Below are 25,903 nucleotides of genomic sequence, written 5' to 3'. Positions count from 1 at the left end.
TTTCCGGCGAGTCCGACTTTACCAGACTCTTTTCCGTTCCGTTTCCGGTCCGAATTCGATTCCAGCGGCCTGCGGAGTGGCCTTTGCCTTTCGGCTGATTCGACCTTACCAGAAGCATTTCAACTGAAATAATCAGCTCAAATGAGTTCGAAGCAGGAGAATCGATTGGCTCTGCGGGAATGTGAATTCCCCGCCCAGAGCGAGACAGACACTAACCGTTGGGCTCGAACTTGTCCAGTTCGAGGCAACCGTTTAAATCTACCTCCCCACAGCGACCGTGTCAACGGCTTTTGGGGGCGAGGAGGAGACTAGCAGGTCAGCGCGGGGCGTCGCACATCGGTGGTCAGGCTGCGGAGGGAAGCTCGGCGCTGCGTTCGACCGCGTCCAGGTCGCCCGTGTCGCCGGCGCGTGCGGCTCGTCCGCCCAGAACGTAGACGTACGCGAGAAACGCCAGCTCAGCCGCGATACCGATGGTGATCCGAGCCCAGGTCGGAAGGCCTGACGGGGTCACGAAGCCCTCGATGACGCCCGAGACGAAGAGGACCAGCGCAAGGCCGACCGCCATGCCGATGGCGGCGCGGCCCTGCGCGGCCAGAGCCACGCGGCGCGTACGGGGACCGGGGTCGATCACCGTCCAGCCGAGACGGAGCCCTGTGCCCGCGGCCACGAAGACGGCCGTCAGTTCGAGAAGCCCGTGCGGGAGGACGAGGCCGAGAAAGGTGTCCAGGCGGCCCGCGGACGACATCAGTCCTATACCGACACCGAGGTTCAGCACGTTGAGGAAGAGGATCACGATCACCGGTATGCAGAGGAACGCCCCCAGGATCAGGCACATGGCCGCGGCCTGGGCGTTGTTCGTCCATACCTGCGCGGCGAACGACGCGGCCGGGTGGCTGGAGTAGTACGTCTCGTACTCCCCTCCCGGGCGGGTCATGCTGCGCAGGTCGTCCGGGGCGGCTATCGCCGCCTGGACTTCCGGATGGGTGCCGATCCACCAGCCGATGAGCGCGGCCAGGAGGGTCGAGAGGACCGCCGTGGGAATCCACCAGTGGCGCGAGCGGTAGACGGCCGCGGGGAAGCCCGCGGCGAGGAATCGGGCGGCGTCGCGCCAGGAAGCCTTGCGAGTGCCGGTCACCGTCGAGCGGGCGCGGGCCACGAGTTGGGTGAGCCTGGCCGTGAGCATGGGGTCCGGGGCGCTGGACTGGATCAGGGAGAGATGGGTGGCGGTGCGCTGGTAGAGGACGACGAGTTCGTCCGCCTCCGCACCCGTCAGACGGCGCCCGCGGCGCAGGAGAAAGTCCAGGCGGTCCCACTCCGTGCGGTGGGCGGTGACGAAGACGTCGAGGTCCATGATCGGCTGCGGCTCCAGGCATGGGTGCGTACGGGTCCGTACAACTGCGGCGCTGGCGGTCAGCTTGGCAGACTGTGCACCAACGGGGCGGAGAAGGCCGGCGAAGGGTGGGTGGCGATGAACGAGCTGGTGACCGGGGACGCGGTCGTTCTGGGGTTGCGGCCGGCGAGGCTGCCGAGCCGGGCCCTGGCGTTGGCGATCGATCTCGTGGTCGTCGTCACCGTCTTCGTCCTGGTGTCGATCGGTCTGGGAATCGCGGCGGTCTCGCTGGACGAGGCGGCGGTCGCGGCGATCGGGGTGGCGGCCTTTCTGCTGGTGCTGGTGGGTGGGCCGGTCGCGGTGGAGACCCTCAGCCACGGCCGTTCGCTGGGGAAGCTGGCGTGCGGGCTGCGTGTGGTCCGGGACGACGGCGGGCCGATCAGGTTCCGGCACGCCCTGGTGCGCGGAGCGATGGGGATGGTCGAGATTCTGATGACGTTCGGGGTCGTGGCCTGCGTCGCGTCCCTGGCATCCGCGCGGGGGCGGCGGCTCGGTGATGTGTTCGCCGGGACGCTCGTCGTACGGGAGCGGGTGCCGGCGGGGCGGTCGGCCGCGGTGCCGCCGCCTCCGCCCTGGCTGGCCGGCCGGTTCGCACAGCTGGATCTGTCGGCGGTCCCGGACGGTCTCTGGCTCGCGATCCGGCAGTACCTGACCCGTATGCACCAGCTCGACCCCGAAGTGGGCCGGACGATCTCCGAACGGCTGGGCGGTGAGCTGGTGGCGCTGACCGGTGTGCCTGCTCCGCACGGTGTCCCGGCGGCGGCCTATCTGGCCGGGGTGGTCGGCGAGCGTCAGTCGCGTGACGCGCGACGGGTGTTCACCGCGGTCCCGCCCGGCGGGTTCGCGCCGCCCGGAACGCCCTTCCCGCCGGTGATGCCCGGCGGTCCCGGGCCGGTCGTCGCCCCGGCGGTTCCCGCGGCACCCGTGCAAGCTGCTGCTCCGGCACAGGCCGCCACATACGTACCGGCTGTCGCCCCCGTACCGGCTGTCGCTCCCGGAACAGCGGTGGGGACGGCCACGACCGGTTTCGCCCCGCCCGGTTAGCCGAAGTCGGGCGCGCTGCGGGGCGGGGGTGGCGGCGACGGGGGTGTTTCGAGGTGTTCGAGCTCGATGCCGGGCGCCGCGAGGACCACGTCACCGGCGAGGTGGACCGTGTGCCGCTCCCCTGTGTCCAGGGCGCTGACCTGGTATTCGTCCACGGTCAGGGGGCCGTTGTCAGTGGCATGGGCTTCACTGTTCACCAGGGCCCAGGACTGGTCGACGGTACGGGGTGCGAGGACCGGGTCCGTGAAGGTGACCACACGGACGCGGGTCGTCGGGGAATCGGGGGTGAGGCGCAGGAGCCTCGTCATGGCGACGAGGAACGCGGGGGACGTTCCGGCGAAGGCGTGGGCGCGGACATTGCCTTCGGTGGCATGAGTGCCGGTCGGGTCGGTCCGGACCCAGGTGACGCCTTCCAGGGCGGCGCCGCGGACCTGCCAGGCGGATGCGTGGAGCTCAAGACGGATGGGGCGGCCGAGCTCGTCGAGCGCCAGGTCGACGGAGCCGAGGTGATCGCCGGAGGGGGCCGTGGTCCGGGAGACATAACGCCAGCCGGAGGGGCCGGGGGCGCAGTGGAAGTGTTCTTCGCCGAGGGGGGTGTGATCGTGAGGATCGTGGAGCGAATACCGGCCGCGGGGCATGGGGTCCTTCGGGTTCCTCGGGCTGTACGGGTGCGGTAACGGGGCAGGCCCCCGGCACGGGGGTGCGGGGGCCTGCGCTCGGAACTGCCGCTGAGGCTGTCGGCCTCCCGGCGACCGGTGAGTGATGGCACGCGGTCGCCGAGGGGCAGCGGATCAGTAGCGGTAGTGGTCGGACTTGTACGGGCCGTCGACCTCGACGCCGATGTACGCGGCCTGCTCGGGGCGCAGGGTCGTGAGCTTGACGCCGAGCGCGGCGAGGTGCAGGCGGGCGACCTTCTCGTCCAGGTGCTTGGGCAGCACGTAGACGTCGGTCGGGTACTCCTCGGGCTTGGTGAACAGCTCGATCTGGGCCAGGGTCTGGTCCGCGAACGAGTTGGACATCACGAACGAGGGGTGACCGGTGGCGTTGCCCAGGTTCAGCAGACGGCCCTCGGACAGCACGATGAGGACCCTGCCGTCGGGGAACGTCCAGGTGTGGACCTGCGGCTTGACCTCGTCCTTGACGATGCCCTCGATCTGCGCGAGGCCGGCCATGTCGATCTCGTTGTCGAAGTGGCCGATGTTCCCGACGATCGCCTGGTGCTTCATCTTGGCCATGTCCGAGGCCATGATGATGTCCTTGTTGCCCGTCGTGGTGACGAAGATGTCGGCCTGTGCCACGACATCGTCGAGGGTGGCCACCTGGTAGCCGTCCATCGCGGCCTGGAGGGCGCAGATCGGGTCGATCTCGGTGATGATCACGCGGGCGCCCTGACCGCGCAGGGACTCCGCGCAGCCCTTGCCCACGTCGCCGTAGCCGCAGACGACGGCGGTCTTGCCGCCGATCAGGACGTCGGTGGCGCGGTTGATGCCGTCGATCAGCGAGTGGCGGCAGCCGTACTTGTTGTCGAACTTCGACTTGGTGACCGCGTCATTGACGTTGATCGCCGGGAACAGGAGGGTGCCGTCGCGGTGCATCTCGTACAGCCGGTGCACACCGGTCGTGGTCTCCTCGGTGACACCGCGGATCTCGGACGCCAGCTGGGTCCACTTCTGCGGGGACTCGCCGAGGGTGCGGTTCAGCAGGGTGAGGATGTAGGCGTACTCCTCGCTGTCCGCGGTCGACGGGTCCGGGGCCGCGCCGGCCTTCTCGAACTCGACGCCCTTGTGGACCAGGAGGGTGGCGTCGCCGCCGTCGTCCAGGATCATGTTCGGGCCGCCGGTGGGGGTGTTCGGCCAGGTCAGGGCCTGCTCCGTGCACCACCAGTACTCCTCCAGCGTCTCGCCCTTCCAGGCGAAGACCGGGACGCCCGCCGGGGCCTCCGGGGTGCCGGTCGGGCCGACGGCGATGGCCGCGGCGGCGTGGTCCTGGGTGGAGAAGATGTTGCAGGAGGCCCAGCGGACGTCGGCGCCCAGGGCGACGAGGGTCTCGATGAGCACGGCTGTCTGCACCGTCATGTGCAGCGAGCCGGTGATCCGGGCACCGGCCAGCGGCTGGGCCTCGGCGTACTCCTTGCGGATCGACATCAGGCCGGGCATCTCGTGCTCGGCGAGGGTGATCTCCTTGCGGCCGAAGGCGGCGAGGGAGAGGTCGGCGACCTTGAAGTCCTGGCGATTGGCGACCGTCGTCATAACGGGCTGCTCCTCGTGATGGGTCGAGGGTGGGCTGGGCTGGCTCTGCGACGGCGGGCACACGAATGCCCGGTCGTTCACCAGTGCAGTCCGTCGGAGGCCCTCTGTCCCTCGGCCGGTCCACAGGGATGCGGACCGATCAACCGCCATCAGCAGCGACGTCTGTGTCTCACACGAATCTACACCGAACGGCCCAGTGAGCCCCAGTCCGTTCAAGCAACCGGGGCGTGCACCGGGCCGTCGAGGGCCGAACGTCGGTGGTTCAGTGGCCGGATTCCTCCGGGGCCGGGCCGCTGGGCAGCTTGCCCGGGTTGGTACCGGCGGCAGCGGCCTCCGCGTTGAAGATGTCCGGCTCCAGGTAGATGACCCGGGCGATCGGGACGGCGGCGCGGATCCGGTTCTCGGCGGCGTTGATGGCGTTGGCGACCTCGGCGGCGGTGTCGTCGTGCCGGACCGCGATCTTGGCGGCGACCAGCAGTTCCTCGGGGCCGAGGTGGAGCGTACGCATGTGGATGATGCGCGTCACGGTGTCGCCGTCGACCACGGCGGCCTTGATCTTCTCGACCTCCTCGATCCCCGCGGACTCACCGAGCAGCAGGGACTTGGTCTCGGCGGCGAGGACGATCGCGATGATGATCAGCAGGATGCCGATGCAGAGGGTGCCGATGCCGTCCCAGACGCCGTTGCCGGTGCCCAGCGCCAGACCGACGCCCGCGAGGGCGAGGACCAGGCCGACGAGGGCGCCGAGGTCCTCAAGGAGGACGACGGGCAGCTCGGGGGCCTTCGCGCGGCGGACGAACTCCGTCCAGGAACGCGTGCCCCGGGTCTGGTTGGACTCCTTGATCGCCGTACGGAAGGAGAAGCTCTCCGCGATGATCGCGAAGATCAGCACGCCGACCGGCCAGTACCAGGCCTCGATCTCGTGGGGGTGCTTGATCTTCTCGTAGCCCTCGTAGATCGCGAACATGCCACCGACCGAGAAGAGGACGATGGAGACGAGGAAGGCGTAGATGTAGCGCTCGCGCCCGTACCCGAAGGGGTGCTGGGGAGTGGCTTCGCGCTGGGCCTTCTTGCCGCCGAGCAGCAGCAGGCCCTGGTTGCCGGAGTCGGCGAGCGAGTGGACGCTCTCCGCGAGCATCGACGACGAGCCACTGAAGAGGAACGCCACGAATTTGGCCACCGCGATCGCGAGGTTGGCTGCCAGCGCCGCCACGATCGCTTTGGTTCCGCCTGACGCGCTCATGAGTGCGTGGTGTCCCTTCCTCGGTGCGGCACGGGCGGCCGCGCATACGGCCGCCCGTTACGGCCGCGTATTACGGCGGCACATTGTTGCAGTCGTTGGTGCGGACGGTACGTCAGGCCATCACGGTGGCCCGGAAGAGTGTCCCGGTTCCGGAAGCTCGCACCGTTTCGCCCGCCGGTACGAACGCCGATTCCCCGGGAGCGAGGGCGAGGTCTCCGACCTCGGGGGCACCGGCCGTGCAGAGCACGATCTGGGGAGTGGCGACGGTCAGCTCGACGGGTGCGGCGCCCGGCGCGAGGTCGTAGCGCGACAGCCGGAATTCGTCGGCCGGGGTCTCGTACGGCTCCTCGCCGGAGGGGGACGCCTCGGGGCGCAGGATGTCGGGGTCGGTGGCCTCGAAGCGGACGATGCGCAGGAGTTCGGGCACGTCGATGTGTTTCGGGGTGAGTCCGCAGCGCAGTACGTTGTCCGAATTGGCCATGATCTCGACGCCGAGGCCATCGAGGTAGGCATGCGGGACACCGGCGCCGAGGAACAGGGCCTCGCCCGGTTCGAGCTGCACGTAGTTCAGCAGCATGGCCGCGATGACACCGGGATCGCCGGGGAAGTGGTGGGCTATCCGGGCGTACGGGGCGTGGGCGCCGCCGAGCCGGTCGGCCGCCGCCGCGGCCTCGGTGACCGTGTCCGCCATCTCCGCCGGGTCGGCGGTGAGGATCGCCGTGAGCACCTCGCGCAGCGCCGCCTCTTCGGGGTGGGCGCGGAGCAGGTCCACGTACGGCTTGAGGGAGCCGACTCCGAGGGCCTCGATCGCGTCGGCCGCCTCGGCGGGCCGGCGGAAGCCGCACAGCCCGTCGAAGGCGGTGAGCGCGCAGATCAGCTCGGGCTTGTGGTTGGTGTCCTTGTACGTGCGGTGGGGGGCGTCGATCGGGACGCCCCGGCTCTCCTCGTCCGCGTACCCCTTCGCGGCCTGTTCGAGGTCGGGGTGGACCTGGAGGGAGAGAGGGGCGCCCGCCGCGAGCAGCTTGAGCAGGAAGGGGAGGCGGGGGCCGAACCTGGCGACGGCGGCCGGGCCCAGTTCGCGTTCGGGGTCGGCGGCGATGACCTCGGTGAGGGGGCGTTCCCCGCCGTCGGCGCCGGGGCGGGTGATGCGGGAAGGGGCTCCTGGGTGGGCGCCCATCCACATCTCGGCCTGCGGCTCACCGGTGGGAGCCACGCCGAGCAGTGCGGGGATGGCCGTGGTGGAGCCCCAGGCGTAGGGGCGCACGGTGTTGGACAGCCTGTCCATGGAGATCGTCCTCGGGGGATGAGTCAGGGATGCGTCGGGCAACGGTGTCGAGCGGACGCGGCGGAGCACGTCGGGGCACGCGGATGCCGGGGTGTCAGGGCCCGGGTACCGCAGCGAGTGACAGATAGACCGCGGCGAAGTCGGTGACGGCGAGCAGCTCGGCCAGGGCTTCGAGCTCGTTGCCGTCCTCCGGTTCGAGTTCGCTGACGGCCGTGTCGTGGCCGAGCGCCAGTTCGCGCGCCGCCGGGTAGGCGCTCAGGCCGCCGGTGGGCCGGTCCCGGAGCAGCACGACCCTGGCCCGCAGGGTCTCGCGCTCGTTGACGCGGTCACGGAAGAAGTCGTCGGGGTCGGCTCCGGCCGCGAAGTCCCCGGCCAGCAGCGCGCCGTGCGAGGGCAGTGCCTGCGGGAGTTCGGCGGCGAGCGCCGGGCGGCCGGTGAGCTCGGACAGTACGGCGGCGAAGCGGCGGCCCACCGGGCCCGCGGCCTCGCCCTCCGTCCACAGCAGCGGCAGGGTGTCGGCGAGCTCGGCGGCGAGGGTCTTCGCCGGGTTGCTGTACGTGGCGATGGCCGGGCCGCAGCGTTCGGCGGTGCGGTCCAGGCGGTCGGCCACCTTCTGGAGGTCCTCGGCGGAGGCGGCCACCAGGCCCGCCCGGTCCAGGAGTGCCAGCAGCGGGGTGAGCAGCGCCCAGAGGGTGCCGGGTCCGGCGGCCGAGGTCTCCGCGTCGTACTCGCCGTGCGGCGCCGCCGCCATCGGTACGACGAGGCCGTGCACCCCGTCGACCGCTTCGCGCAGGGGCGAGCGGGTGGGGGCCACGGCGACGACGGTGCAGCCGCGCCGGTACGCCTGTTCGGCGAGCAGGGCGAGGCCCGGCTCGGAACCGTCGGCCGTGACGATGAGCAGCAGGTCCACGGATCCGGCCCAGCCGGGGAGCCCCCAGCGCAGGGCTCCGGCGGCGGGGGCGACGCCCGAGGGGCGGATACGGGTCACGGGGGCGGCGGCCCCCGCAAGTGCGCCGATCAGGTCGGCGACGCCGGATGCGGCGGTGCCCGGTCCCGCGACGAGGACGGCGCGGGGCCTGCCCTCCGGGTTCAGGTGGCCGATGCCGGCCTCGGCGGCGTGCCGGGCGGCGGTACGGACCCGGGCACCTGCCTCGGCGGCGCCGTGGAGCAGACCGCGGCGGTCGGCTCGGGCCAGGGCTTCCGGGGCGTCGAGCAGCGACTCGTCGAGCATGGTGGTGGGCCTCCGATCACCGAACGGATGCGGGGTGCGAGATCCGGGGTACGGGTACGGGGTACGGCGATGCACGCCGCCCGCCCGCGCCCCTTGCGCGGCGCTCGCGGTCAGGCGGGGCGGCGGGCCTCGTCGACGAGCAGGACCGGGATGCCGTCCCGTACCGGGTAGGCCAGGCCGCAGTCGGTGCCGGTGCAGACCAGCTCCGGGCTGTCGGCCGCCGACCGGTCGTCGAGCGGAGAGTGACAGGCCGGGCAGGCGAGGATCTCCAGAAGGCCGGCTTCGAGCGGCATGGGGTGGGTCCCTTCGAGCGTTCGAACAAGCGGTTCGGGTTCGCGTGGATCAGGCGTCGTCAGCCTACCGCCGGGGTGGCGGGGGCGCGGCCCGGCGGGGGCGTCCGCGGCGGAGGCGTCCGCAGCGGGGCGGGGCATCCGCCGCGGAGCCCTCTGCGCGGGCCCGGCATCGCGCACCGGGCGTCGCGGACCGGCCAGCGCGCGGACCGGCCAGCGCGCGGACCGGCGTCGCGCACCGGGCGGATGTCGGCGGGCTCAGCCCCGGACCACCGACAGGACCTCGTCACGTACCGCTCTCATCGTCTCCTCGTCCTTCGCCTCGACATTGAGGCGCAGCAGCGGCTCCGTGTTGGAGGCCCGGAGGTTGAACCACCAGTCGGCGGACGTGACCGTGAGGCCGTCGAGTTCGTCGAACGTGATGTCGTCGCGGTCGCCGTACGCCGCCTTGATCGCGGTCAGGCGGCCCTCCTGGTCCTCGACCGTGGAGTTGATCTCGCCGGAGCCCGTGTACCGGTCGTACTGGGCGAGCAGTTCGGACAGCGGGCCCTGCCGGCCACCCAGCGCGGCCAGCACGTGAAGGGCGGCGAGCATGCCCGTGTCGGCGTTCCAGAAGTCCCGGAAGTAGTAGTGCGCGGAGTGCTCGCCGCCGAAGATCGCGCCGTGCGCGGCCATCTCCGCCTTGATGAAGGAGTGGCCCACCCGGGTCCGGACGGGGGTTCCGCCGTTCTCGCGGATCACCTCCGGGACCGACCAGGAGGTGATCAGGTTGTGGATGACGGTGCCCTCGCCGCCGTTGCGGGCCAGTTCGCGGGCGGCGACCAGGGCCGTGATCGCGGACGGGGAGACTCCGGCGCCCCGCTCGTCGACCACGAAGCAGCGGTCCGCGTCCCCGTCGAAGGCGAGCCCCAGATCGGCGCCCTCGGCGAGCACACGGGCCTGGAGGTCGACGATGTTCTTCGGGTCGAGGGGGTTGGCCTCGTGGTTCGGGAAGGTGCCGTCCAGCTCGAAGTACATGGGTACGAGGTCGAGCGGGAGGCCGGCGAAGACCGTCGGGACCGTGTGGCCGCCCATGCCGTTGCCCGCGTCCACGACGACCTTGAGGGGCCTGATTCCGTCGAGTTCGACCAGCCCCAGCAGGTGCGCGGCGTAGTCGGTCAGGGTGTCGCGCTCGCCGACCGTGCCCGGGACGGTGGTCGCGGGGATCTGCGGAGCGCCGTTTTCGGACCACTGTTCGACCAGGGTGCGGATCTCGGTCAGACCGGTGTCCTGGCCCACGGGGGCGGCTCCGGCGCGGCACATCTTGATGCCGTTGTAGCGCGCCGGATTGTGCGAGGCCGTGAACATCGCCCCCGGCAGGTCCAGCGCCCCCGACGCGTAGTAGAGCTGGTCCGTCGAGCAGAGCCCGATCAGCGTGACATCGGCGCCACGGGCCGCCGCGCCCCGGGCGAAGGCACCGGCCAGACCCGGTGACGACGGCCGCATGTCGTGGCCGATCACGATCGCGTCCGCCGCGGTGACCTGGACGAACGCGGCTCCGAACAGCTCGGCCAACGGCTCGTCCCACTGGTCGGGCACCACTCCGCGCACGTCGTACGCCTTCACGAGCTGCGACAGATCAGCAACCACGGCCGGTCCTCCTGGGGGTTGGGGCGGAGCGCCCAAACTACCCGGCCGGGCCGCGGGGTCAGGAGTCCGGGGAACGCAGTACGCGCAGGTGGCCGCGGCGCGCGACCTCGACCGGATCCGCGGAGCGGGGGCCCCGGCCGCCGCCGTCCGGCCCGCGGTCCTGGGGGCGCGCGGCTTCCCGTACGGCGTTGGCGAGCGCTTCGAGGTCGTCACCGCTGGGGCGTGAGGGGGCGGAGCCGTCGGAGAGCCGCACCACCTCCCAGCCGCGTGGCGCGGTGAGCCGCTCACTGTGTTCGGCACAGAGGTCGTAACAGTGGGGCTCGGCGTAGGTGGCGAGCGGGCCGAGGACCGCAGTCGAGTCGGCATAGACGTACGTCAGTGTCGCGACGGCAGGGCGGCCGCACGCGGTGCGCGAACAGCGACGTACAGGGCTCACGATGTTGGACGGTACCGCACTCTTGAGCGGGCTGCGACGACTCCCCCACAGGTCGCCCCACCGTGTCGCGCTGTGACCTCCCGCACAGAGGTCCCCGGAGGGACTGCCGTGACCTGCGCGGTGGCGGGAAAGCGCGTGCTGCGACCGGAACGCCTCGCTCACCCCGGAGGAGGGGAGCCGGCGTCGGGCGAGGGCCCGGAGACCGGATTCGGGGCCTGAAACGGGCTCAACCTTGGCCGGAATGGTCAACCGGGGACCGGTGGCCGGGCCGCGACACGGTCACGCTCCGCCTGCCCCGGGGAGGGTTACGCTGCGTCGGTGATGGACAGTCCCGTACCGCCCAGCCCGTCCGAACCACGGCCCCGTCGCCGTGACCGCCATGGCCGCGGCATGCGGGGGCCCCTCGCCCCGCCCCAGGTGCCCCTGTCCGTGAGCCGGGCGGAGACGTTCCGCGATCTGGTCCAGGACTCGGTGGAGCGGCTGGAGCGGCGCTGGCCCCAGCTGGCCGAGGTGGACTTCGTGGTCCTCGATGTGCCGGGCACGCTGGAGGAGACCGTTCCGCTGGGCAGCGCGCTGGCCGCCGCCAAGGGGCGGCCCGCGCAGATCGTCATCTACCGGCGCCCCGTGGAGATCCGCACCAAGAGCCGCGACGAACGTGCGCTGCTGGTGCACGAGGTCGTCGTGGAGCAGGTCGCGGATCTGCTGGGCCTGGCTCCCGAGTCGGTGGACCCCCGGTACGGGCAGGACTGACCGCGCACCGGGAGCGGTGAGGCCGTACGGGGACCGGTGAAACGGTGAGGGCGGGGCCGGCGCCCCGCCCTCACGTGGAATACCGTCGGCGGCCTCAGTCGGCCAGGACCGACAGATCCTGCTTCGTCGACGGGACGGCGACCGTTCCCCTGTCGTCCGCCAGTGTCTGCACCGTAAACATCTGGACGCCGCCCTCGGGAAGGGCGAGCGTGCGGGCGGCGTACACCGGGCCGCCCGACTCCGGCTCGACCGTCAGCGCGTAGGTGCCCTTGAGCCCGGCCGGGACCGGCGGGGTGACCGCGAGTGTCGTACCGGCCTTGATGGTGTACGTCTTGACGGTCTGTTCGCCGCCCTCGCTGCCCGCCGACGCGGTGACCTTCACCTTGGCCGTCGCACCCGGCGCGGCCAGGGAGAGCGTCGAGCCCTTGGCCCGGTTGTCGGCGGCGGTGGCCCGCTCGCCCACCGGACCGGTCGCCGGGATGTAGGCGATCTCCTGCTTGGCGCCGGTGCCGCGCACCACCCGCAGGGCGGCCACGACCGGCGTGGCCCGGCTGCTCTGCACGGGAGTCAGCCGCAGGGAGCCCGGCTCGCCCCGGGTCACGTCCTTCAGGTCGAGGGTCGCGGTCATCCCCGACTTGATGTGCAGGGTGTCGTTGCCGGCCGGGGAGAACGTCGCCGTCCCGCCCATCAGCTGCACCTTCACATCCGCGTCGTCCTCGCCGGGGGCGAAGGCCACCAGCTGTACGGAGGTGGCGTCGGCCGGGATGCCGGGCATCACGAGGGTGCCCGCCGGGTCCGCGGCGGCCGTCAGCCAGTCGCTGCCCGCCTGGTCCTCCGCGACACCGACGACGGCGCCGACCCGTCCGCTGCGGGTGGTGACATGGGCGGTCACCCCGCCCACGGCCTCACCCGTCAGGGTGGAGACCAGCACCGAGACGCTCGACCGGGGCTGGATCGTGTGGCCCTCGCTCCCGTCGGACTTGAGGAGCCCTTCGGGGCCGTACAGCTCGATGTCGGCCACGGCGGCCGTGTCGTCCGGGTTGGTGAGGTGGATGTAGTCCTGACGGGACTTCGCGGTGCTCACCCCGGGGAACCAGAAGTCCGTTTCGGGTGCCGTGCAGCCGACCCCGAGGAGCCCTCGGCTGTCACCCGCGGCGACGACGGTCGTCTGCTGGGCGGCCCAGCCGGGTGCCGACCGGCCGGTGGCGGTGCCGACCAGGGCGGGGGCATCGGCGCCGGAGGCCTCGGCGGTGGCCGGCTTGCCGGGCTCCTTCACGGAGATGACCGGCTTCTCGGCCTTCTCCTTCGCCTTCCTCGCCGCCTCCTCGGCCTTCTTGATCTTCTTGGGGTCCTTCTCGGTCTTCTCGTCCTTCTCCGGCGCCGCGTCCTCGTCGTCCATGACCGGCACGGCCGGCTTCAGCTCGGCGCCGCTCTCGGCCGGGGCGTCCTTCCCGGTGGCGCCCTGTCCCGGCGGGGTGAACGACGTGTACCGCGTGTCCGCGAGGTCGGAGCCGCTGGGCGCCGGGCAGAGCAGGCTGGAGCGTTCGACGGGCAGCCGGGACGTGAGCTTCGCCTCCGTCGTATCCCCCTCGCCGGGCGCGGTGAGCGCGGCGAACCCGGTGACGGCGGCGAGGGCGACGGTGCCCGCGATGAGGGACAGGTGGGTGGACTTCACTCGGACTCGCCTCGCGATGCGTTACCGGACTGCCACGGGGCCTGGCCCGGGGCCGGGTTGTCGACGTGCTCGTTGTACTGGACGGGGTCGGTGGTGTCGGGGTAGGGCTGGTGTCCGGTGTGACCGTTGGGGTCGATGTGACCGTTGGGGTCGTGCTGTCCCGGGTACTGCTGCGGCTGGCCCTGGTACTGCTGCTCCAGGTACTGCTGCGGCTGTTCCTGGTACGGGACCTGGCCCTCGTACGCCGGGTAGCCCGCGGTCTGCTGCTGGTACGGGTCGTACGCGGCGTTCTGCTGCTGGTACGGGTCGGGCTGCTGGTACGGGTACTGCGTGTAGTCGGCGCCCTGGTACTGCTGCTGACCGTCCCACTCCCCGTACTGCTGCTGCGGCACGGCCGCGTAGTCGCCGGTGTCCTGCTGCTGGGCGTAGGCGGCCTGCCCGTCCGGGGACACGGCGTACGGGTCGGCGCTCTGCTGCGCGGGGATGTGCTCCCCGGGCGCACCCGGCTCCACCACCGGTGCCGGATCCGGCCGGTCCTGCTGATCCGGCCGGTCCTGATGACCCGGCTGATCCTGATGACCCGGCTGATCCTGATGACCCGGCTGATGCGGCTGGGGCGTTCCACCCTCCTGGCCGGTCTCCGCCGGTTCCGCCTCGGCCTCCGCCTGCGCGGCCGCGCGCAGCCTGCGGGCCCGGCGGCCCTCGCCCTCGATCGGCTCCGCGACGGCGGCCTCCTCCTCGGGCAGGTCGTCGTCGATCTCCCGGCGACGGCCCGGCAGGGCCAGGACCACCAGCACGACGGCGAGGGCGACCTGCGTCCAGATCCACGCGGTGTGCGTGATCGGGGTGTCGTACGTGAGGTCCAGCCGGCCCCCCTCGGCGGGGAGTTCGAAGCCCTGGGCCCAGCCGTCGACCGTCTTCCGGTTCAGCGGCTTGCCGTCGAGCGTGGCCTGCCAGCCGGGGTCGGCGGCATCGGCGATCCGCAGCACCCGGCCCGCACCGCCCGCGGGAATCTTGGTGTGCGCCTCGACCGGGAGCGAGGCGACGGGCTGCCGCTCGCCCTCGCCCGACGGGACGATCATGACCCGGGCCACCTGCTGGTCGACCCGCCACAGGGCGCTGCCGTCCAGCTGGCTGAGCCGGCTCAGGCCGGGGGTCGAGTCGAGGACCCGGCTCACCTGGCGCGGTGCCCCGTCCCGTACGAGGACGTAGCGGACCGCGAAACCGCTCAGCTGGCTGCCCTGGTCGGCACCGGAACCGGCGACCAGGTTGGCGACGACCTTGTCGAGGTGGCTGTTGCTGCCGCCCGACTCCGTCAGCTCGGCGTCACCGAGCCGGGCGCCCGAGCCGCGGGCCAGGGTGTACTCGACGGAATCCACCGAGGTGCCGCCGAGCACCAGGGTGCGCGGCTGGTCGCGGGTGGCGCTCTCCTCGGCCACGAACGCGGGCACCTGCACGGGGTCGCGCCGCTCCAGCGGACCGTCGGCGCCGCCGAACATCCAGCCGAAGGCGGCCAGTACGGGAGCCGCGGCGGCGGCCAGCGCGATCAGCGCGGCGACGGGCTGGCGCCAGCCGAAGCTGAGCGCGGCGACGCGCACCCGGGCACCGTCCGCCCCGAGCAGGGCGGCGGCGATCAGCGCGATGCCGTAGACGAGGGTGGCGGGTCCGGCCCAGCTGGAGCCGTTGGTGATGCCCGCGAAGAGCAGCGCGACGAGCGCGACGGCCCACGCGGTACGGATGGCGAACTGACGCTCCCCGCGCATCAGCGCGGCCAGCGCCGCCAGCACGATGCCGAGAAGCAGGATGCCGCCCGCGGCCTTGGGGCCGCCGGGGCTGATCCCGAGCAGGTCGAGCGCGGAGGCCGTGCCCGTACCGAGGTCCAGGCCCGCCTCCTTCAGGAAGGCGGACGGGCTGGTCAGCAGGGACAGCGACCAGGGGGCGAGGATCAGCATCGGCGTGCCGACCGCGGCGAGGAAGCGGAGCCCGTACGCCGTGATGTCCTTCCGGCGCAGCGCCAGCACACCGAGGCCGAGGACCACGGCGAGCGGCCAGACGACGGGCGTGAAGGCCATCGTGAAGGTGAGCAGCAGGGCGTAGGCCCAGGTGGCACGCCAGCTGCCGCGTGCGGGACCGCTGCCCGTGCCGGTGTCCGCGCGCATCCCGTGGGCGGCGACGGCGGCGCGGGCGATCAGCGGGAGCAGCACGGCCAGTACGGCGGTGCCGAGGCGGCCGGTGGCCAGTGCTCCGGTCGCGGCGGGCAGGAAGGCGTACGCGATGCTCGCCCAGGCCCGCAGCAGCCGCGATTCGAGCAGCGGCCGGGAGGCGAAGTAGGCGGTGAGTCCGGCCAGCGGGACGGAGCAGACCAGCAGCAGGGTGAGCGCGAAGCCGGTGGAGCCGAGGAACAGCGCGGACAGCGCCGAGATCACGGCGAGGTACGGCGGCGCGGACTCGGTGTTGCCGGTGCCGACCGGGTGCCAGCCGTCGGCGTACCGCCCCCAGAGGTCGGCGACGTCACCGGGCGCGGGCAGCAGTGCGCCGCCCGCGAGCGCGCCGCCGCTCAGCAGGCCGCGGCAGGCGATGAGGGAGACCACGAGCAGCAGCGCGAAGAGGACCGGGCCCGGCTTGCGGCCGACCTTCTTGAGCCGGGCGAACTGGTCGATCTCCAGGAAGTCGGCGTCGTCCCCGCCCGGTCCGGACTCCACGGCTCCGTGCCGGGAGCCGCCGGAGTCGGCGTCGGTGCGGCGGCCGAAGTTGCCCGCGACCTGATCGACGGTGGCGCGGACGGTGGCGCCCGGCGGCGGGAAGAGCGCGCGCAGTTCGGCGGCGTCCACCGTCCCCTTGCCCCGGCTCCGGCGCGCGGCGAGGATCCGTCCGGGCCGCAGCAGGGTGCCGAGGAGTCCGGCGACCTCGTCGACCGCCTGGCCGGGCACCTTGCCGACCAGGTAGGCGAGGGTGCGCAGCAGGGTGCCGACGACGAGCCGGAGCAGGACCCAGGGCAGGGTCTTGCCCGTGGCGTTGACGAGCATGGTGTAGGCCGCGCCCGCCTTGTCGACGCGGTGCGGGCTGGAGACCGAGCGGCCGGCGCAGTCGATGGGACGGCGTTCCCGAGCGGATGCCTCGGCGTGCCGCAGGACGGCGTCGGGGGCGACGAGCACCCGGTGTCCCGCCATGTGGGCGCGCCAGCAGAGGTCGACGTCGTCGCGCATCAGCGGGAGACCGCGGTCGAAACCGCCGAGTTCCTCCCACACATCACGGCGGATCAGCATGCCGGCGGAGGAGACGGAGAGCACGGTGCGGACCTGGTCGTGCTGGCCCTGGTCCTGTTCGCGGCGGTCGAGCCCGGTCCAGCGGCGCCCGCTGTTGGCGATGGAGACGCCGACTTCGAGGAGCTGCTTGCGGTCGTACCAGCCGCGCAGTTTGGGTCCGACGATCGCCGCGTGCCGGTCGGTGTCCACGACGCGCAGCATCGCGGCGAGCGCGTCGGGCGCGGGTGCGCAGTCGTCGTGCAGCAGCCAGAGCCACTGGACGGGTTCGCCGTGGGGCAGTTCCGGCAGGTCGTAGTTCTCGTCGACCCAGGTCCGGCTGACGGGGTCCCAGCCGCTGGGGCGCTTGAGGTACGGCAGGTCGTCGGGGGTGAGGACTCCGGCCGTGCGGGCCGCCTCGTCGACGGCGGTGCCGAAGCTCGTACGGCGTGCGAGGTGCAGGACGCGTTCGTCGCCGAGCGCCTCGGTGACCAGCCGCGCGGAGTCGTCGGCGCTGCCGGTGTCGGCGGCGACGGCGTTCTGTACGGGGCGTTCCTGCCCGAGCAGCCCGGAGAGCGCGTCGGGGAGCCAGCGTGCGCCGTCATGGGAGACGAGCACGGCGGTGACGACGTGCCGGGGGAACTCTGGGGCGGCGGCGACCGCGTTCGGCGCCGCCGAGTGGCTGTGCACGGACATCGGGGTACGGGCCCTCCGGCCGGGTCCGGGGGGCGTCCCCCCGGGGGCTGCATCGGTGTACACGCGCGCCCCGGCGGGGCGTTGGCGTGTCTCGGACGGGGCCCCACACTAACGGTACGGGTGGGTGGGGGTGTCGCCGAGCAGCGGAACGGGGGCGGACACACGGACGGCCCGGCGCCCGGACCCTGCGGAAGGATACGGAGGACGGGCCGTCGGCGTGGCCGGGTGCGGGCCCGGCCGGGGCAACGGGGACAACTGCCCCGACGGGGCCGCGGGCGGCGATCCGGGCGGGCCCTGTGGCGTCGGCCTCGGACAACCGCCCCGTCCGGCCGCGCCGCTGCGGCGGCCCTGTGTGCCGCCCTCATATGCCGTTCCCGGACGGTGCATCGGACGGCGCATCGGACGGTGCCTCAGGTGGCACCTCTAGATGGCGGCCTTCTTGAGGCGCCGTCGCTCCCGCTCGGAGAGCCCGCCCCAGATACCGAAACGTTCGTCGTTGGCAAGTGCGTACTCAAGGCATTCCGAACGGACTTCACAGGCGAGGCAGACCTTCTTCGCCTCGCGGGTGGATCCGCCCTTCTCGGGAAAGAAGGACTCGGGATCGGTCTGGGCGCACAGTGCGCGCTCCTGCCAGCCGAGTTCCTCGTCCGCGTCCTCGACCAGCAGTTGCTGGAACAGCTCGGTCATGTGCGCCCCTCGTCTGTCTCTTGCGTCCCGTGATGCGGCCGTTACTGATTGCGGCCGAACGACACGAGTGAAATTACAAGTGTGTAGCTCCGAGCCAGTCAAGCGAGGATCTGCTATTGGCCCAGGTATTCACTCTGCGGAACCAAGCCTATGCGGAAAGTGTGCAAATCACCAAAAACCTGACATGTGCCACAGGCCCCTGCCGCGACGCGCCTCACCAGGTGAGACGAGTAAGCGTCTCCCTGTGTTGCGATTCGATCACTGAAGCGATCAGGATCACAGCCAGGTCACGAGATCCCGGCGGCGTTTGAAGGCGCTCTCGATGCGCCACATCTCCGCCACCACAGGTGAACAAACGTTTCTTCACCCCTGGCAACCGGAAGGGGTGAAACATTACCCCCCAAATCGGTCAATGGGTTGACAGCGGGCGATCCGGCCGGTCTCCTTGATGCCATGCCAGCGACCTCAGCGATGCACGTCACCCACGTCCGTGGGTTCCGTACCGCTGTTCAGGCCCGCTGTTGCTGTCACAGCTGTTGAAGCCCTGACGCTCCAGCTCTGATCCAGCACGGATCTCCGCACCGCATCCCGTTTCCGACGGCCGCACCCCGGCCGTCCGCCGCTCTTCGCGGCTCCCCACACATGCACCCCCATGCCGAGGACCACCTCACCCATGAACAGCGACAGCGACCTCCAGATCGCCGGCGACATCCTCGAGGTCCAGCACCTTCTCCAGCCGGCCCGTGAACACCCCTCCACCGTGGCCGAGTTCGCCGGACTCGCGCGGTCCATCGCCGCCGACCGCGCGCAGTGGGCTCCGCTCGTGCGGTTCGACGCGGCCACCCGCTGGTACCACCGCCTGCGCACCGGCCCCGGGTACGAGGTCTGGCTGCTCAGCTGGGTTCCCGGACAGGGCAGCGGCCGGCACGACCACGGTCCGTCCTCCGGCGCGCTGACCGTGCTGGAGGGCGAGTTGACCGAGCACAGCGGGCGCGGCAGCCGCGTCCTGGGCTCCGGCGCGCAGCGGGTCTTCGCCCCCGGGTACGTCCACGAAGTGGTCAACGACTCGCTCGAACCCGCCGTCAGTCTGCACATCTACTACCCGGGTCTGACCGCGATGCCGATGCACTCCGCCCAATGCGCCCCGGCGGCCCTGGATGTCGTACCGGCCTGACAAACTGCTGTCCATGCGCATTGTGGTTCTGGCCGGCGGTATCGGTGGTGCTCGTTTCCTGCGTGGCCTCAAGCAGGCCTCGCCCGACGCGGACATCACGGTGATCGGCAACACGGGTGACGACATCCATCTGTTCGGGCTGAAGGTCTGTCCCGACCTCGACACCGTGATGTACACCCTCGGCGGTGGCATCGACGAGGAGCAGGGCTGGGGGCGTACGGACGAGAGCTTCCACGTCAAGGAGGAGCTGGCGGCCTACGGCGTGGGACCGGACTGGTTCGGGCTCGGCGACCGTGACTTCGCGACCCACATCGTCCGTACGCAGATGCTGGGCGCCGGCTATCCGCTGAGCGCGGTCACCGAGGCGCTCTGCGCGCGCTGGCAGCCGGGGGTCCGGCTGCTGCCGATGTCCGACGACCGGGTCGAGACGCATGTCGCGGTCGATATGGACGGCGAGAGCAGGGCGGTCCACTTCCAGGAGTACTGGGTGAAGCTGCGGGCCTCGGTCGAGGCGCGGGCGATCGTGCCGGTCGGCGCGGAGCAGGCCAAGCCGGCGCCGGGAGTGCTGGAGGCCATCGCCGCGGCCGATGTCATCGTCTTCCCGCCGTCCAACCCCGTGGTGTCGGTGGGGACGATCCTCGCCGTGCCGGGGATCCGGGAGGCCATCGCCGAGGCCGGGGTACCGGTCGTCGGCCTCTCCCCCATCGTCGGGGGCGCCCCCGTGCGGGGCATGGCGGACAAGGTGCTGGCGGCGGTGGGCGTGGAGTCGACGGCCGCGGCGGTGGCCCAGCACTACGGTTCGGGGCTGCTGGACGGCTGGCTGGTCGACACGGTGGACGCCGGGGCGGTCGGCGAGGTCGAGGCGGCGGGGATCCGCTGCCGCGCGGTGCCGCTGATGATGACGGACGTGGACGCGACGGCCGAGATGGCCCGCCAGGCGCTGGCCCTGGCCGAGGAGGTCCGGGCATGAGCGGGGCCGGGATGCCCTCGTTCCGGGTGTGGGCACTGCCCGGGATTCCCGAGGTGCGTGCGGGGGACGACCTCGCGAAGCTGATCGCCGCCGCGGAGCCGGGGCTGGTGGACGGTGATGTCCTGCTCGTCACCTCGAAGATCGTCTCCAAGGCGGAGGGCCGGATCGTCGAGGCGGCGGACCGGGAGGCGGCGATAGACGCCGAGACGGTACGCGTGGTGGCGCGGCGCGGACCCCTGCGGATCGTGGAGAACCGGCAGGGGCTGGTCATGGCCGCGGCCGGCGTCGACGCCTCGAACACCCCCGCCGGGACCGTGCTGCTGCTGCCCGAGGACTCCGACGCCTCGGCGCGGGCGATACGGGACGGGCTGCGGGACACGCTCGGGGTCGAGATCGGCGTGGTCGTCACGGACACCTTCGGGCGCCCCTGGCGCAACGGGCTGACCGATGTGGCGATCGGGGCGGCCGGGGTCCGGGTGCTGGACGATCTGCGCGGCGGGACGGACACGTACGGCAATCCGCTCAGCGCCACGGTCGTCGCGACCGCGGACGAGCTGGCCGCCGCGGGCGACCTGGTCAAGGGCAAGGCGGCGGGGCTGCCGGTCGCGGTCGTACGGGGGCTGCCGCATGTCGTGGGCGCACCCGGTGACGAGGATCCGGGGGCACGGGCCCTGGTGCGGGTCGCGGCCGACGACATGTTCCGGCTCGGGACCTCGGAAGCGGTGCGCGAGGCGGTCGGCCTGCGGCGCACGGTGCGCGAGTTCACGGACGAGCCGGTGGACCCGGGGGCGGTACGGCGTGCCGTGGACTCGGCGCTGACCGCTCCGGCGCCGCACCACACGACGCCGTGGCGGTTCGTCCTGCTGGAGTCCGCCGCGTCGCGGACCCGGCTGCTCGACGCGATGCGGGACGCGTGGACCGCGGATCTGCGGCGCGACGGCAAGGACGAGGAGTCGATCACGAAGCGGGTGCGGCGGGGCGATGTGCTGCGCGACGCGTCGTATCTCGCGGTGCCGTGCCTGGTGATGGACGGCTCCCACACCTATGGGGACGAGCGCCGGGACACGGCGGAGCGCGAGATGTTCGTGGTCGCCGCCGGGGCGGGCGTGCAGAACTTCCTGGTGGCGCTGGCGGGTGAGCGGCTGGGCTCGGCGTGGGTGTCCTCGACGATGTTCTGCCGGGACGTGGTGCGGGAGGTGCTGGAGCTTCCGGAGTCCTGGGATCCGTTGGGCGCGGTGGCGATCGGGCACGCGGCGGGTGCTCCCCGGGAGCGGGGCGTCCGGGAGGTGGCGGACTTCATCACCGTGCGGTGAGCGCGGACTTCATCACCGTGCGGTGAGCAGTGGCCGTGCGGTGAGGGGCGGGGCCGTGCGGTGAGGGCCGCGCGGTGAGGGGGGCGGGGGCCGGCCGCTGTCCGTCACAGGGGCGCGATATTGCCCGGGGTCATCCGGGGTGCGCGCCTCTTCGGGGTGTGGCCCGAGAGCAGGATCAGCCGGGTCGCCCGGTGGCGCTGCCCCTCGTACGGGGCGAGCAGGCTCAGCATGGCCGCGTCGTCCGCGTTCCTGTCGCCGGCGAGCGCGTGGCCGACGATGCCCGGGAGGTGGAGGTCGCCGACCGTGACCGCGTCCGGGGAGCCGTTCGAACGCTGAAGCGTTTCGGCCGAGGTCCAGGGGCCGATGCCGGGGATCAGTTCCAGACGGGCCTTCGCCTCGGGCAGTTCCATCCCGGCCGCCTCCTCCATCCGGCGGGCCACCCGGACCGCGCGCAGGATCGTCGCGGAACGCTTGCTGTCGACGCCCGCCCGGTGCCATTCCCAGGACGGGATCATCGACCAGGTGCGCGGGTCCGGCATGACGTGCAGGCCCAGGTCCGTGACCGGGCCGGGGGCCGGGGTCCCATGCGTCCGGACCAGGTATCGCCAGGCGCGGTACGCCTCGTCGGTGGTGACCTTCTGTTCCAGGACCGACGGGATCAGGGATTCCAGGACCAGGCCCGTGCGCAGCAGCCGCAGACCCGGGCGGTGGTGCCGGGTCAGGGCGAGCAGCCGGTGGCGCGGGACGAAGGCGTCCGGGTCGTCCGCCGCGCCCAGGAGATCCGGGAGCCCGTCCAGCAGCCAGGGGGCGCCCGGCCCCCAGGCCGCCGCCTCGATCCGGCCGCCGCGGGCCGCGACGCGGAGGGTTCCGGGTCCCCGGGGTGTGCGGGTGGCCCGCCAGAAGGTGCCGTCCGCGACCATGCGGAACGTGGGGTCGGCGGGGCCCCGGCGAAGCGGTCCCAGCACCAGGCGCAGGTCCAGGGGGCCCGGCGGGGTCCACTCCCTGGTCACCGCCTGCTCCGCCGGTCCGCCCGGGGCGGTGGTGGACGCGGCGGCCGGGGACGGGGCGGCGCCCGCCGGGGCGGCCTGATGCGGCACAGCCGCTCGCGCGGCGCGGGGTGCGAATCGTCCTGCCACTGATGAGGCCCTCGGTGTGGGTGGGTGTGGTGCTTATCGAGGGTACGGCCGGGCCGGTGTCACTGGTCCGAGGAGAAGCGGACCGACGCGGCCGGTATGACCGCTCCGCACCAGATCCGTACCCCGTCGCGCAGCTCGTTGTCGGCGCCCACCCGGGCCCCGTCACCGATCACCGCGCCCGCCAGCACCGTACGGCTGCCGATCCTGGCGCCGGCCCCGACCAGGGAGTCCGTGATGACCGCGCCCGGTTCCACGACCGCGCCGGGCAGGATCGTGGAGCCGTCGACACGGGCGCCCTCACCGATCAGGGCGCCGTCGCCGATGACCGTACCGCCGGTGAGTTTGGCATCGGGGGCCACGGAGGCGGTGGGCATGACGAGCCGGTCACCGCAGCGGCCGGGGACGGCGGGGGACGGCGCGCGGCCCAGCACCAGGTCGGCGGAGCCGCGGACGAACGCCTGCGGGGTGCCGAGGTCCAGCCAGTAGGTGGAGTCGACCATGCCCTGGAGGTGGGCGCCGGAGGCGAGCAGCCCGGGGAAGGTCTCGCGCTCCACGGAGACCGGGCGGCCGGCCGGGATGGTGTCGATGACCGACCTGCGGAAGATGTACGCCCCCGCGTTGACCTGGTCGGTGACGATCTCCTCGGGTGTCTGCGGCTTCTCCAGGAAGGCCGTCACCCGTCCGGTGCCGTCCGTCGGTACGAGGCCGAAGGCGCGCGGGTCCTCGACCCGGGTGAGGTGGAGGGAGACATCCGCGCCGGAGGTGGCGTGCGCGGTGACCAGGGCCCGGATGTCGAGTCCCGTCAGGATGTCGCCGTTGAAGATGAGGACCGGGTCGTCGGGGTCCGAGGTGAGCCGGGACGCCACATTGCGGATGGCACCGCCGGTCCCCAGCGGCTCGCGCTCGGTGACGTACTCGATGTGGAGTCCGAGCGCGGAACCGTCGCCGAAGTACGGCTCGAAGACCTCCGCGAGGTAGGACGTCGCGAGCACGATGTGCTCGACCCCGGCCGCCCGGGCGCGTGCCAGCTGGTGTGTGAGGAACGGGACGCCCGCCGCCGGGACCATCGGCTTCGGGGTGTGCACCGTGAGCGGGCGCAGCCTGGTGCCCTTGCCACCGACCAGAAGAATCGCTTCTTTTGCCTCTGTCACAGCACCGTCTCTGCTTCCTGCTGGGGCCTGGCCTCGTTTCGGCTGGCCAGTGTATGCAGACCGGTCGGATCGCCCCCGGTCAGCGGCCCTGCAGACGGGCGGAGCTGGTCCGTGCCGTGCCGAGCTTCTTGTAGAGACGCCCTCCGGGGCATTCGGTTGCGAATCCGTCCCGATGACCGGAAATGACGTTGAGTTTGACCTTCTTGCCCTTCTTGTACCGGTTGCCGCCGCCGGAGACGAGGGTGGTCTTGCCCTTGGGGTTGGCTCCGAACAGTCCGAGCTTCCAGGCGGTGAGTTTGGCGATGGCGTTCACCGCCGCGGCGGGCGGGTTCTTGGAGGTGAAGGTGCCCAGGACCGCGACCCCCATGCTGTTGGTGTTGAACCCGAGCGTGTGCGCCCCGAGGACTGCCTTCGTCACGCCCCCGGCGCGCCCCTCGTAGATGTTTCCGCACTTGTCGACGGCGAAGTTGTAGCCGAAGTCGCGCCAGCCGCTGCTCTGGACGTGGTAGCGGTAGATGCTGCGCAGGACCGCGGGCGCCTGGGAGCAGCGGTAGTTGTTGCCGGTGGCGCTGTGGTGCACGAAGGCGGCCTTGACCGACTTGGTGTAGGCGAACCGGCGCTCGCGGAGCTTCTCGTTCGCACCCCAGCCCTTCCGCGTGATGATGCGCGGCCGCGGGCCGATGTACGGCTTCGCACCCGCCGCGGCGAGGGCCTCCGTCCCGGAGTCGGCCTTCGTCGCCGCGGGGATCACCGCGCCGGTGCGGACGGCCCCGCGGGCGCGGCCGGCGGTGGGCTGCCGGGGGTCCTCGCCGGGGTCGACCAGTTCGAGGCGGAGACCTCCGGGGAGCTCGACGGGGGTGGCCGCGCGGTCCTGCGGACCGGGGGCCTCCGGGCTCACGCGGACCTCGATGCCGTCGGAGTCACCGACCCAGAGGGGGGACGTGGAGCCACGGACCGTACGCGCCTTCCCTTCGGCGCTGCCCGGGTCGGCGGCATGCTCGGAGTTGTGCGTCTCGACGCTCTGCCAGTCGGACCAATGGGTGGTGCCGGTGGCGCGGGTCCGGATCTGGACCGTGCCGTGGAGTTCGGTGTCCACGTCGTCCCAGACCACTCCGACCAGGGAGAAGGGCCGGGCGTCGCTCCGGGGCAGTCCCCGTACGGCGCTCCTGGCGGGTGAGCCGGTGGCGCGGGTGGCCGCCGAGGGGAGCGGCGACAGGGGCAGGGACTGCGTCGAGCCCGGCAGTTCGGCGGCGGGCCCGGCCGCGGCGGACGTGGTGGCGGCGGTGGAAGCGGGGCCGTGGGCGGCGGAGGCCCGGCCGGCGGCGGAATCTGACGTGGACGACGCGGGTGCGGCGAGCGGCAGGGTGAGTGCCGCCGCGCAGGTGACGCCGATCGAGGTTGCTAGAAGAGCACGCATACACATGATCCTGGCCATATACGCACAACTACGTCTACCCAGACATACGCCCCGAATTGATGACCCGTCTGCCGAACCGGTGTACGCGAAGCCCGTCGGACCTCCCCCGTCCACCACCGCCGCGTACCCTTGCGCGGATGAACTCCAGCGACCGCACCCCCGCCGACCTGCTGCGATCCGCACTGGCCTCGGACCCGGCCCGCCCACTGGTCACTTTCTACGACGACGCCACCGGAGAGCGCGTCGAACTGTCGGTGGCCACCTTCGCCAATTGGGTGGCCAAGACCGCCAACCTGCTCCAGGGAGACCTGGCCGCGGAGCCCGGCGACCGGCTCGCGCTGCTGCTCCCCGCGCACTGGCAGTCCGCGGTCTGGCTGCTCGCCTGCTCCTCGGTCGGAGTGGTCGCCGATGTACAGGGCGACCCCGCCGCGGCCGGCCTCGTCGTGACCGGCCCGGACACGCTGGAGCGCGCCCGCGCCTGTGGCGGTGAGCGGGTCGCGCTGGCGCTGCGCCCGCTGGGCGGCCGGTTCCCGCAGCCGCCGGAGGGGTTCACGGACTACGCGGTGGAAGTGCCCGGTCAGGGCGACCGCTTCGCTCCGTTCGCACCGGTGGACCCGGACGCCCCCGCGCTGACCGTGGGCGAAGTCGCGCTGACAGGGGCGCAGCTGGTCGCGAAGGCCCGTGAGGATGCCGCCGCCCTGGGGCTCACGCCCGGATCGCGGCTGCTCACAGGACATACGTACGACAGCTGGGAGGGGCTCAGCGCCGGACTCTTCGCGCCGCTGGCCGCCGGAGGCTCCGTGGTCCTGTGCCGGCACCTCGGACAGCTCGGCGAGGACGGCCTCGCCAAGCGCGTCGAGAGCGAGCGCGTCACCAACACCGCGGTATGACAAGC

Annotated in this window: 21 protein-coding genes; 6 read left to right on the top strand and 15 right to left on the bottom strand. The window is 72.2% G+C overall.

The features are described from left to right. Positions 1-343: 343 nt before the first annotated feature. Complete coding sequence (locus tag ACIGJO_RS24205) at positions 344-1,351, bottom strand: stage II sporulation protein M (protein WP_399961245.1); 1,008 nt, start codon at positions 1,349-1,351, stop codon at positions 344-346. 117 nt (positions 1,352-1,468) lie between these two features. Here ACIGJO_RS24205 and ACIGJO_RS24200 point away from each other — a divergent pair, with 117 nt between their 5' ends. Next, positions 1,469-2,434, top strand: a complete 966-nt coding sequence (locus ACIGJO_RS24200; protein ID WP_399961284.1) for an RDD family protein — start codon at positions 1,469-1,471, stop codon at positions 2,432-2,434. Here ACIGJO_RS24200 and ACIGJO_RS24195 read toward each other — a convergent pair. The 8 genes from ACIGJO_RS24195 to ACIGJO_RS24160 form a co-directional block, all read right to left on the bottom strand. Continuing rightward, positions 2,431-3,072 carry a hypothetical protein gene (locus ACIGJO_RS24195; RefSeq protein ID WP_399961243.1) on the bottom strand — a complete coding sequence of 214 codons (642 nt, stop codon included), beginning with the start codon at positions 3,070-3,072 and terminating at the stop codon, positions 2,431-2,433. The two genes, ACIGJO_RS24200 and ACIGJO_RS24195, sit on opposite strands and share 4 nt — an antisense overlap. Before the next feature lie 153 nt (positions 3,073-3,225). Beyond that, positions 3,226-4,683 (bottom strand): adenosylhomocysteinase, encoded by a 1,458-nt coding sequence (gene ahcY, locus ACIGJO_RS24190; RefSeq protein ID WP_399961241.1) that lies wholly within the window; start codon positions 4,681-4,683, stop codon positions 3,226-3,228. A gap of 262 nt (positions 4,684-4,945) precedes the next feature. Next, positions 4,946-5,926, bottom strand: a complete 981-nt coding sequence (locus ACIGJO_RS24185; protein ID WP_399961238.1) for a cation diffusion facilitator family transporter — start codon at positions 5,924-5,926, stop codon at positions 4,946-4,948. Positions 5,927-6,038: 112 nt separating this feature from the next. After that, positions 6,039-7,211, bottom strand: a complete 1,173-nt coding sequence (gene manA, locus ACIGJO_RS24180) for a mannose-6-phosphate isomerase, class I (protein WP_399961236.1) — start codon at positions 7,209-7,211, stop codon at positions 6,039-6,041. 94 nt (positions 7,212-7,305) lie between these two features. Beyond that, positions 7,306-8,442: an SIS domain-containing protein gene (locus ACIGJO_RS24175; protein ID WP_399961233.1), complete on the bottom strand. Its 1,137-nt coding sequence runs from the start codon at positions 8,440-8,442 to the stop codon at positions 7,306-7,308. Between the two features lie 110 nt (positions 8,443-8,552). After that, positions 8,553-8,735, bottom strand: coding sequence for a Trm112 family protein (locus tag ACIGJO_RS24170; protein ID WP_030927015.1), 183 nt, complete (start codon positions 8,733-8,735; stop codon positions 8,553-8,555). A gap of 255 nt (positions 8,736-8,990) precedes the next feature. Further along, positions 8,991-10,361, bottom strand: coding sequence for a phosphomannomutase/phosphoglucomutase (locus ACIGJO_RS24165; protein WP_399961231.1), 1,371 nt, complete (start codon positions 10,359-10,361; stop codon positions 8,991-8,993). Positions 10,362-10,419: 58 nt separating this feature from the next. Then, on the bottom strand, positions 10,420-10,797 hold the full coding sequence (locus ACIGJO_RS24160; RefSeq protein ID WP_266931609.1) for a DUF3499 domain-containing protein: 378 nt from the start codon (positions 10,795-10,797) through the stop codon (positions 10,420-10,422). Positions 10,798-11,118: 321 nt separating this feature from the next. On the opposite strand from ACIGJO_RS24160, the gene ACIGJO_RS24155 reads away from it, so the two are divergent. Next, positions 11,119-11,547: a metallopeptidase family protein gene (locus ACIGJO_RS24155; protein WP_399961228.1), complete on the top strand. Its 429-nt coding sequence runs from the start codon at positions 11,119-11,121 to the stop codon at positions 11,545-11,547. Positions 11,548-11,641: 94 nt separating this feature from the next. Here the strand turns inward: ACIGJO_RS24155 and ACIGJO_RS24150 are convergent, their stop codons facing one another. From ACIGJO_RS24150 to ACIGJO_RS24140, 3 genes are all read right to left on the bottom strand, one after another. Further along, positions 11,642-13,222, bottom strand: a complete 1,581-nt coding sequence (locus ACIGJO_RS24150) for a DUF5719 family protein (RefSeq protein ID WP_399961226.1) — start codon at positions 13,220-13,222, stop codon at positions 11,642-11,644. Next, positions 13,219-17,160 carry a glycosyltransferase gene (locus ACIGJO_RS24145; protein WP_399961224.1) on the bottom strand — a complete coding sequence of 1,314 codons (3,942 nt, stop codon included), beginning with the start codon at positions 17,158-17,160 and terminating at the stop codon, positions 13,219-13,221. The genes ACIGJO_RS24150 and ACIGJO_RS24145 overlap by 4 nt, the downstream gene beginning before the upstream one ends. Before the next feature lie 423 nt (positions 17,161-17,583). Continuing rightward, positions 17,584-17,847: a WhiB family transcriptional regulator gene (locus tag ACIGJO_RS24140; protein WP_014046372.1), complete on the bottom strand. Its 264-nt coding sequence runs from the start codon at positions 17,845-17,847 to the stop codon at positions 17,584-17,586. Between the two features lie 673 nt (positions 17,848-18,520). Here ACIGJO_RS24140 and ACIGJO_RS24135 point away from each other — a divergent pair. The 3 genes from ACIGJO_RS24135 to ACIGJO_RS24125 are packed head-to-tail and all read left to right on the top strand — an operon-like array spanning position 18,521 to position 21,304. Further along, entirely contained in the window at positions 18,521-19,021 is a 501-nt protein-coding gene (locus ACIGJO_RS24135) for a cysteine dioxygenase (RefSeq protein WP_399961222.1), read from the top strand. Positions 19,022-19,034: 13 nt separating this feature from the next. Beyond that, on the top strand, positions 19,035-19,991 hold the full coding sequence (gene cofD, locus ACIGJO_RS24130) for a 2-phospho-L-lactate transferase (RefSeq protein WP_399961220.1): 957 nt from the start codon (positions 19,035-19,037) through the stop codon (positions 19,989-19,991). Then, positions 19,988-21,304, top strand: a complete 1,317-nt coding sequence (locus tag ACIGJO_RS24125; protein ID WP_399961218.1) for a coenzyme F420-0:L-glutamate ligase — start codon at positions 19,988-19,990, stop codon at positions 21,302-21,304. The genes cofD and ACIGJO_RS24125 overlap by 4 nt, the downstream gene beginning before the upstream one ends. A 104-nt stretch (positions 21,305-21,408) precedes the next feature. Here the strand turns inward: ACIGJO_RS24125 and ACIGJO_RS24120 are convergent, their stop codons facing one another. The 3 genes from ACIGJO_RS24120 to ACIGJO_RS24110 form a co-directional block, all read right to left on the bottom strand. Further along, positions 21,409-22,440, bottom strand: coding sequence for a DNA-3-methyladenine glycosylase family protein (locus ACIGJO_RS24120; protein ID WP_399961216.1), 1,032 nt, complete (start codon positions 22,438-22,440; stop codon positions 21,409-21,411). A gap of 59 nt (positions 22,441-22,499) precedes the next feature. Next, the gene (locus tag ACIGJO_RS24115; protein ID WP_399961214.1) at positions 22,500-23,591 is read right to left on the bottom strand and encodes a sugar phosphate nucleotidyltransferase; all 1,092 of its coding nucleotides are present in this window, start codon (positions 23,589-23,591) and stop codon (positions 22,500-22,502) included. Positions 23,592-23,670: 79 nt separating this feature from the next. Beyond that, positions 23,671-25,008, bottom strand: a complete 1,338-nt coding sequence (locus ACIGJO_RS24110; RefSeq protein ID WP_399961212.1) for a peptidoglycan recognition protein — start codon at positions 25,006-25,008, stop codon at positions 23,671-23,673. A 137-nt stretch (positions 25,009-25,145) separates the two neighbouring features. Here ACIGJO_RS24110 and ACIGJO_RS24105 point away from each other — a divergent pair, with 137 nt between their 5' ends. Further along, entirely contained in the window at positions 25,146-25,898 is a 753-nt protein-coding gene (locus tag ACIGJO_RS24105; protein ID WP_399961210.1) for a TIGR03089 family protein, read from the top strand. Positions 25,899-25,903 lie beyond the last annotated feature (5 nt).

It is taken from the genome of Streptomyces sp. NPDC079020 (assembly GCF_044542225.1).
In the GTDB taxonomy this organism is placed as follows: domain Bacteria; phylum Actinomycetota; class Actinomycetes; order Streptomycetales; family Streptomycetaceae; genus Streptomyces.
Note: the sequence above shows the minus strand (reverse complement) of the source record. Positions and strands in the feature narration are given on the sequence as shown.

Excerpts from the sequence above, each read along its gene's own strand:
- ACIGJO_RS24205 (WP_399961245.1), bottom strand. The coding sequence starts at position 1,351 with ATGGACCTCGACGTCTTCGTCACCGCCCACCGCACGGAGTGGGACCGC.
- ACIGJO_RS24200 (WP_399961284.1), top strand. The coding sequence starts at position 1,469 with ATGAACGAGCTGGTGACCGGGGACGCGGTCGTTCTGGGGTTGCGGCCG.
- ACIGJO_RS24195 (WP_399961243.1), bottom strand. The coding sequence starts at position 3,072 with ATGCCCCGCGGCCGGTATTCGCTCCACGATCCTCACGATCACACCCCC.
- ahcY (WP_399961241.1), bottom strand. The coding sequence starts at position 4,683 with ATGACGACGGTCGCCAATCGCCAGGACTTCAAGGTCGCCGACCTCTCC.
- ACIGJO_RS24185 (WP_399961238.1), bottom strand. The coding sequence starts at position 5,926 with ATGAGCGCGTCAGGCGGAACCAAAGCGATCGTGGCGGCGCTGGCAGCC.
- manA (WP_399961236.1), bottom strand. The coding sequence starts at position 7,211 with ATGGACAGGCTGTCCAACACCGTGCGCCCCTACGCCTGGGGCTCCACC.
- ACIGJO_RS24175 (WP_399961233.1), bottom strand. The coding sequence starts at position 8,442 with ATGCTCGACGAGTCGCTGCTCGACGCCCCGGAAGCCCTGGCCCGAGCC.
- ACIGJO_RS24170 (WP_030927015.1), bottom strand. The coding sequence starts at position 8,735 with ATGCCGCTCGAAGCCGGCCTTCTGGAGATCCTCGCCTGCCCGGCCTGT.
- ACIGJO_RS24155 (WP_399961228.1), top strand. The coding sequence starts at position 11,119 with ATGGACAGTCCCGTACCGCCCAGCCCGTCCGAACCACGGCCCCGTCGC.
- ACIGJO_RS24145 (WP_399961224.1), bottom strand. The coding sequence starts at position 17,160 with ATGTCCGTGCACAGCCACTCGGCGGCGCCGAACGCGGTCGCCGCCGCC.
- ACIGJO_RS24140 (WP_014046372.1), bottom strand. The coding sequence starts at position 17,847 with ATGACCGAGCTGTTCCAGCAACTGCTGGTCGAGGACGCGGACGAGGAA.
- ACIGJO_RS24135 (WP_399961222.1), top strand. The coding sequence starts at position 18,521 with ATGAACAGCGACAGCGACCTCCAGATCGCCGGCGACATCCTCGAGGTC.
- cofD (WP_399961220.1), top strand. The coding sequence starts at position 19,035 with ATGCGCATTGTGGTTCTGGCCGGCGGTATCGGTGGTGCTCGTTTCCTG.
- ACIGJO_RS24125 (WP_399961218.1), top strand. The coding sequence starts at position 19,988 with ATGAGCGGGGCCGGGATGCCCTCGTTCCGGGTGTGGGCACTGCCCGGG.
- ACIGJO_RS24110 (WP_399961212.1), bottom strand. The coding sequence starts at position 25,008 with ATGCGTGCTCTTCTAGCAACCTCGATCGGCGTCACCTGCGCGGCGGCA.
- ACIGJO_RS24105 (WP_399961210.1), top strand. The coding sequence starts at position 25,146 with ATGAACTCCAGCGACCGCACCCCCGCCGACCTGCTGCGATCCGCACTG.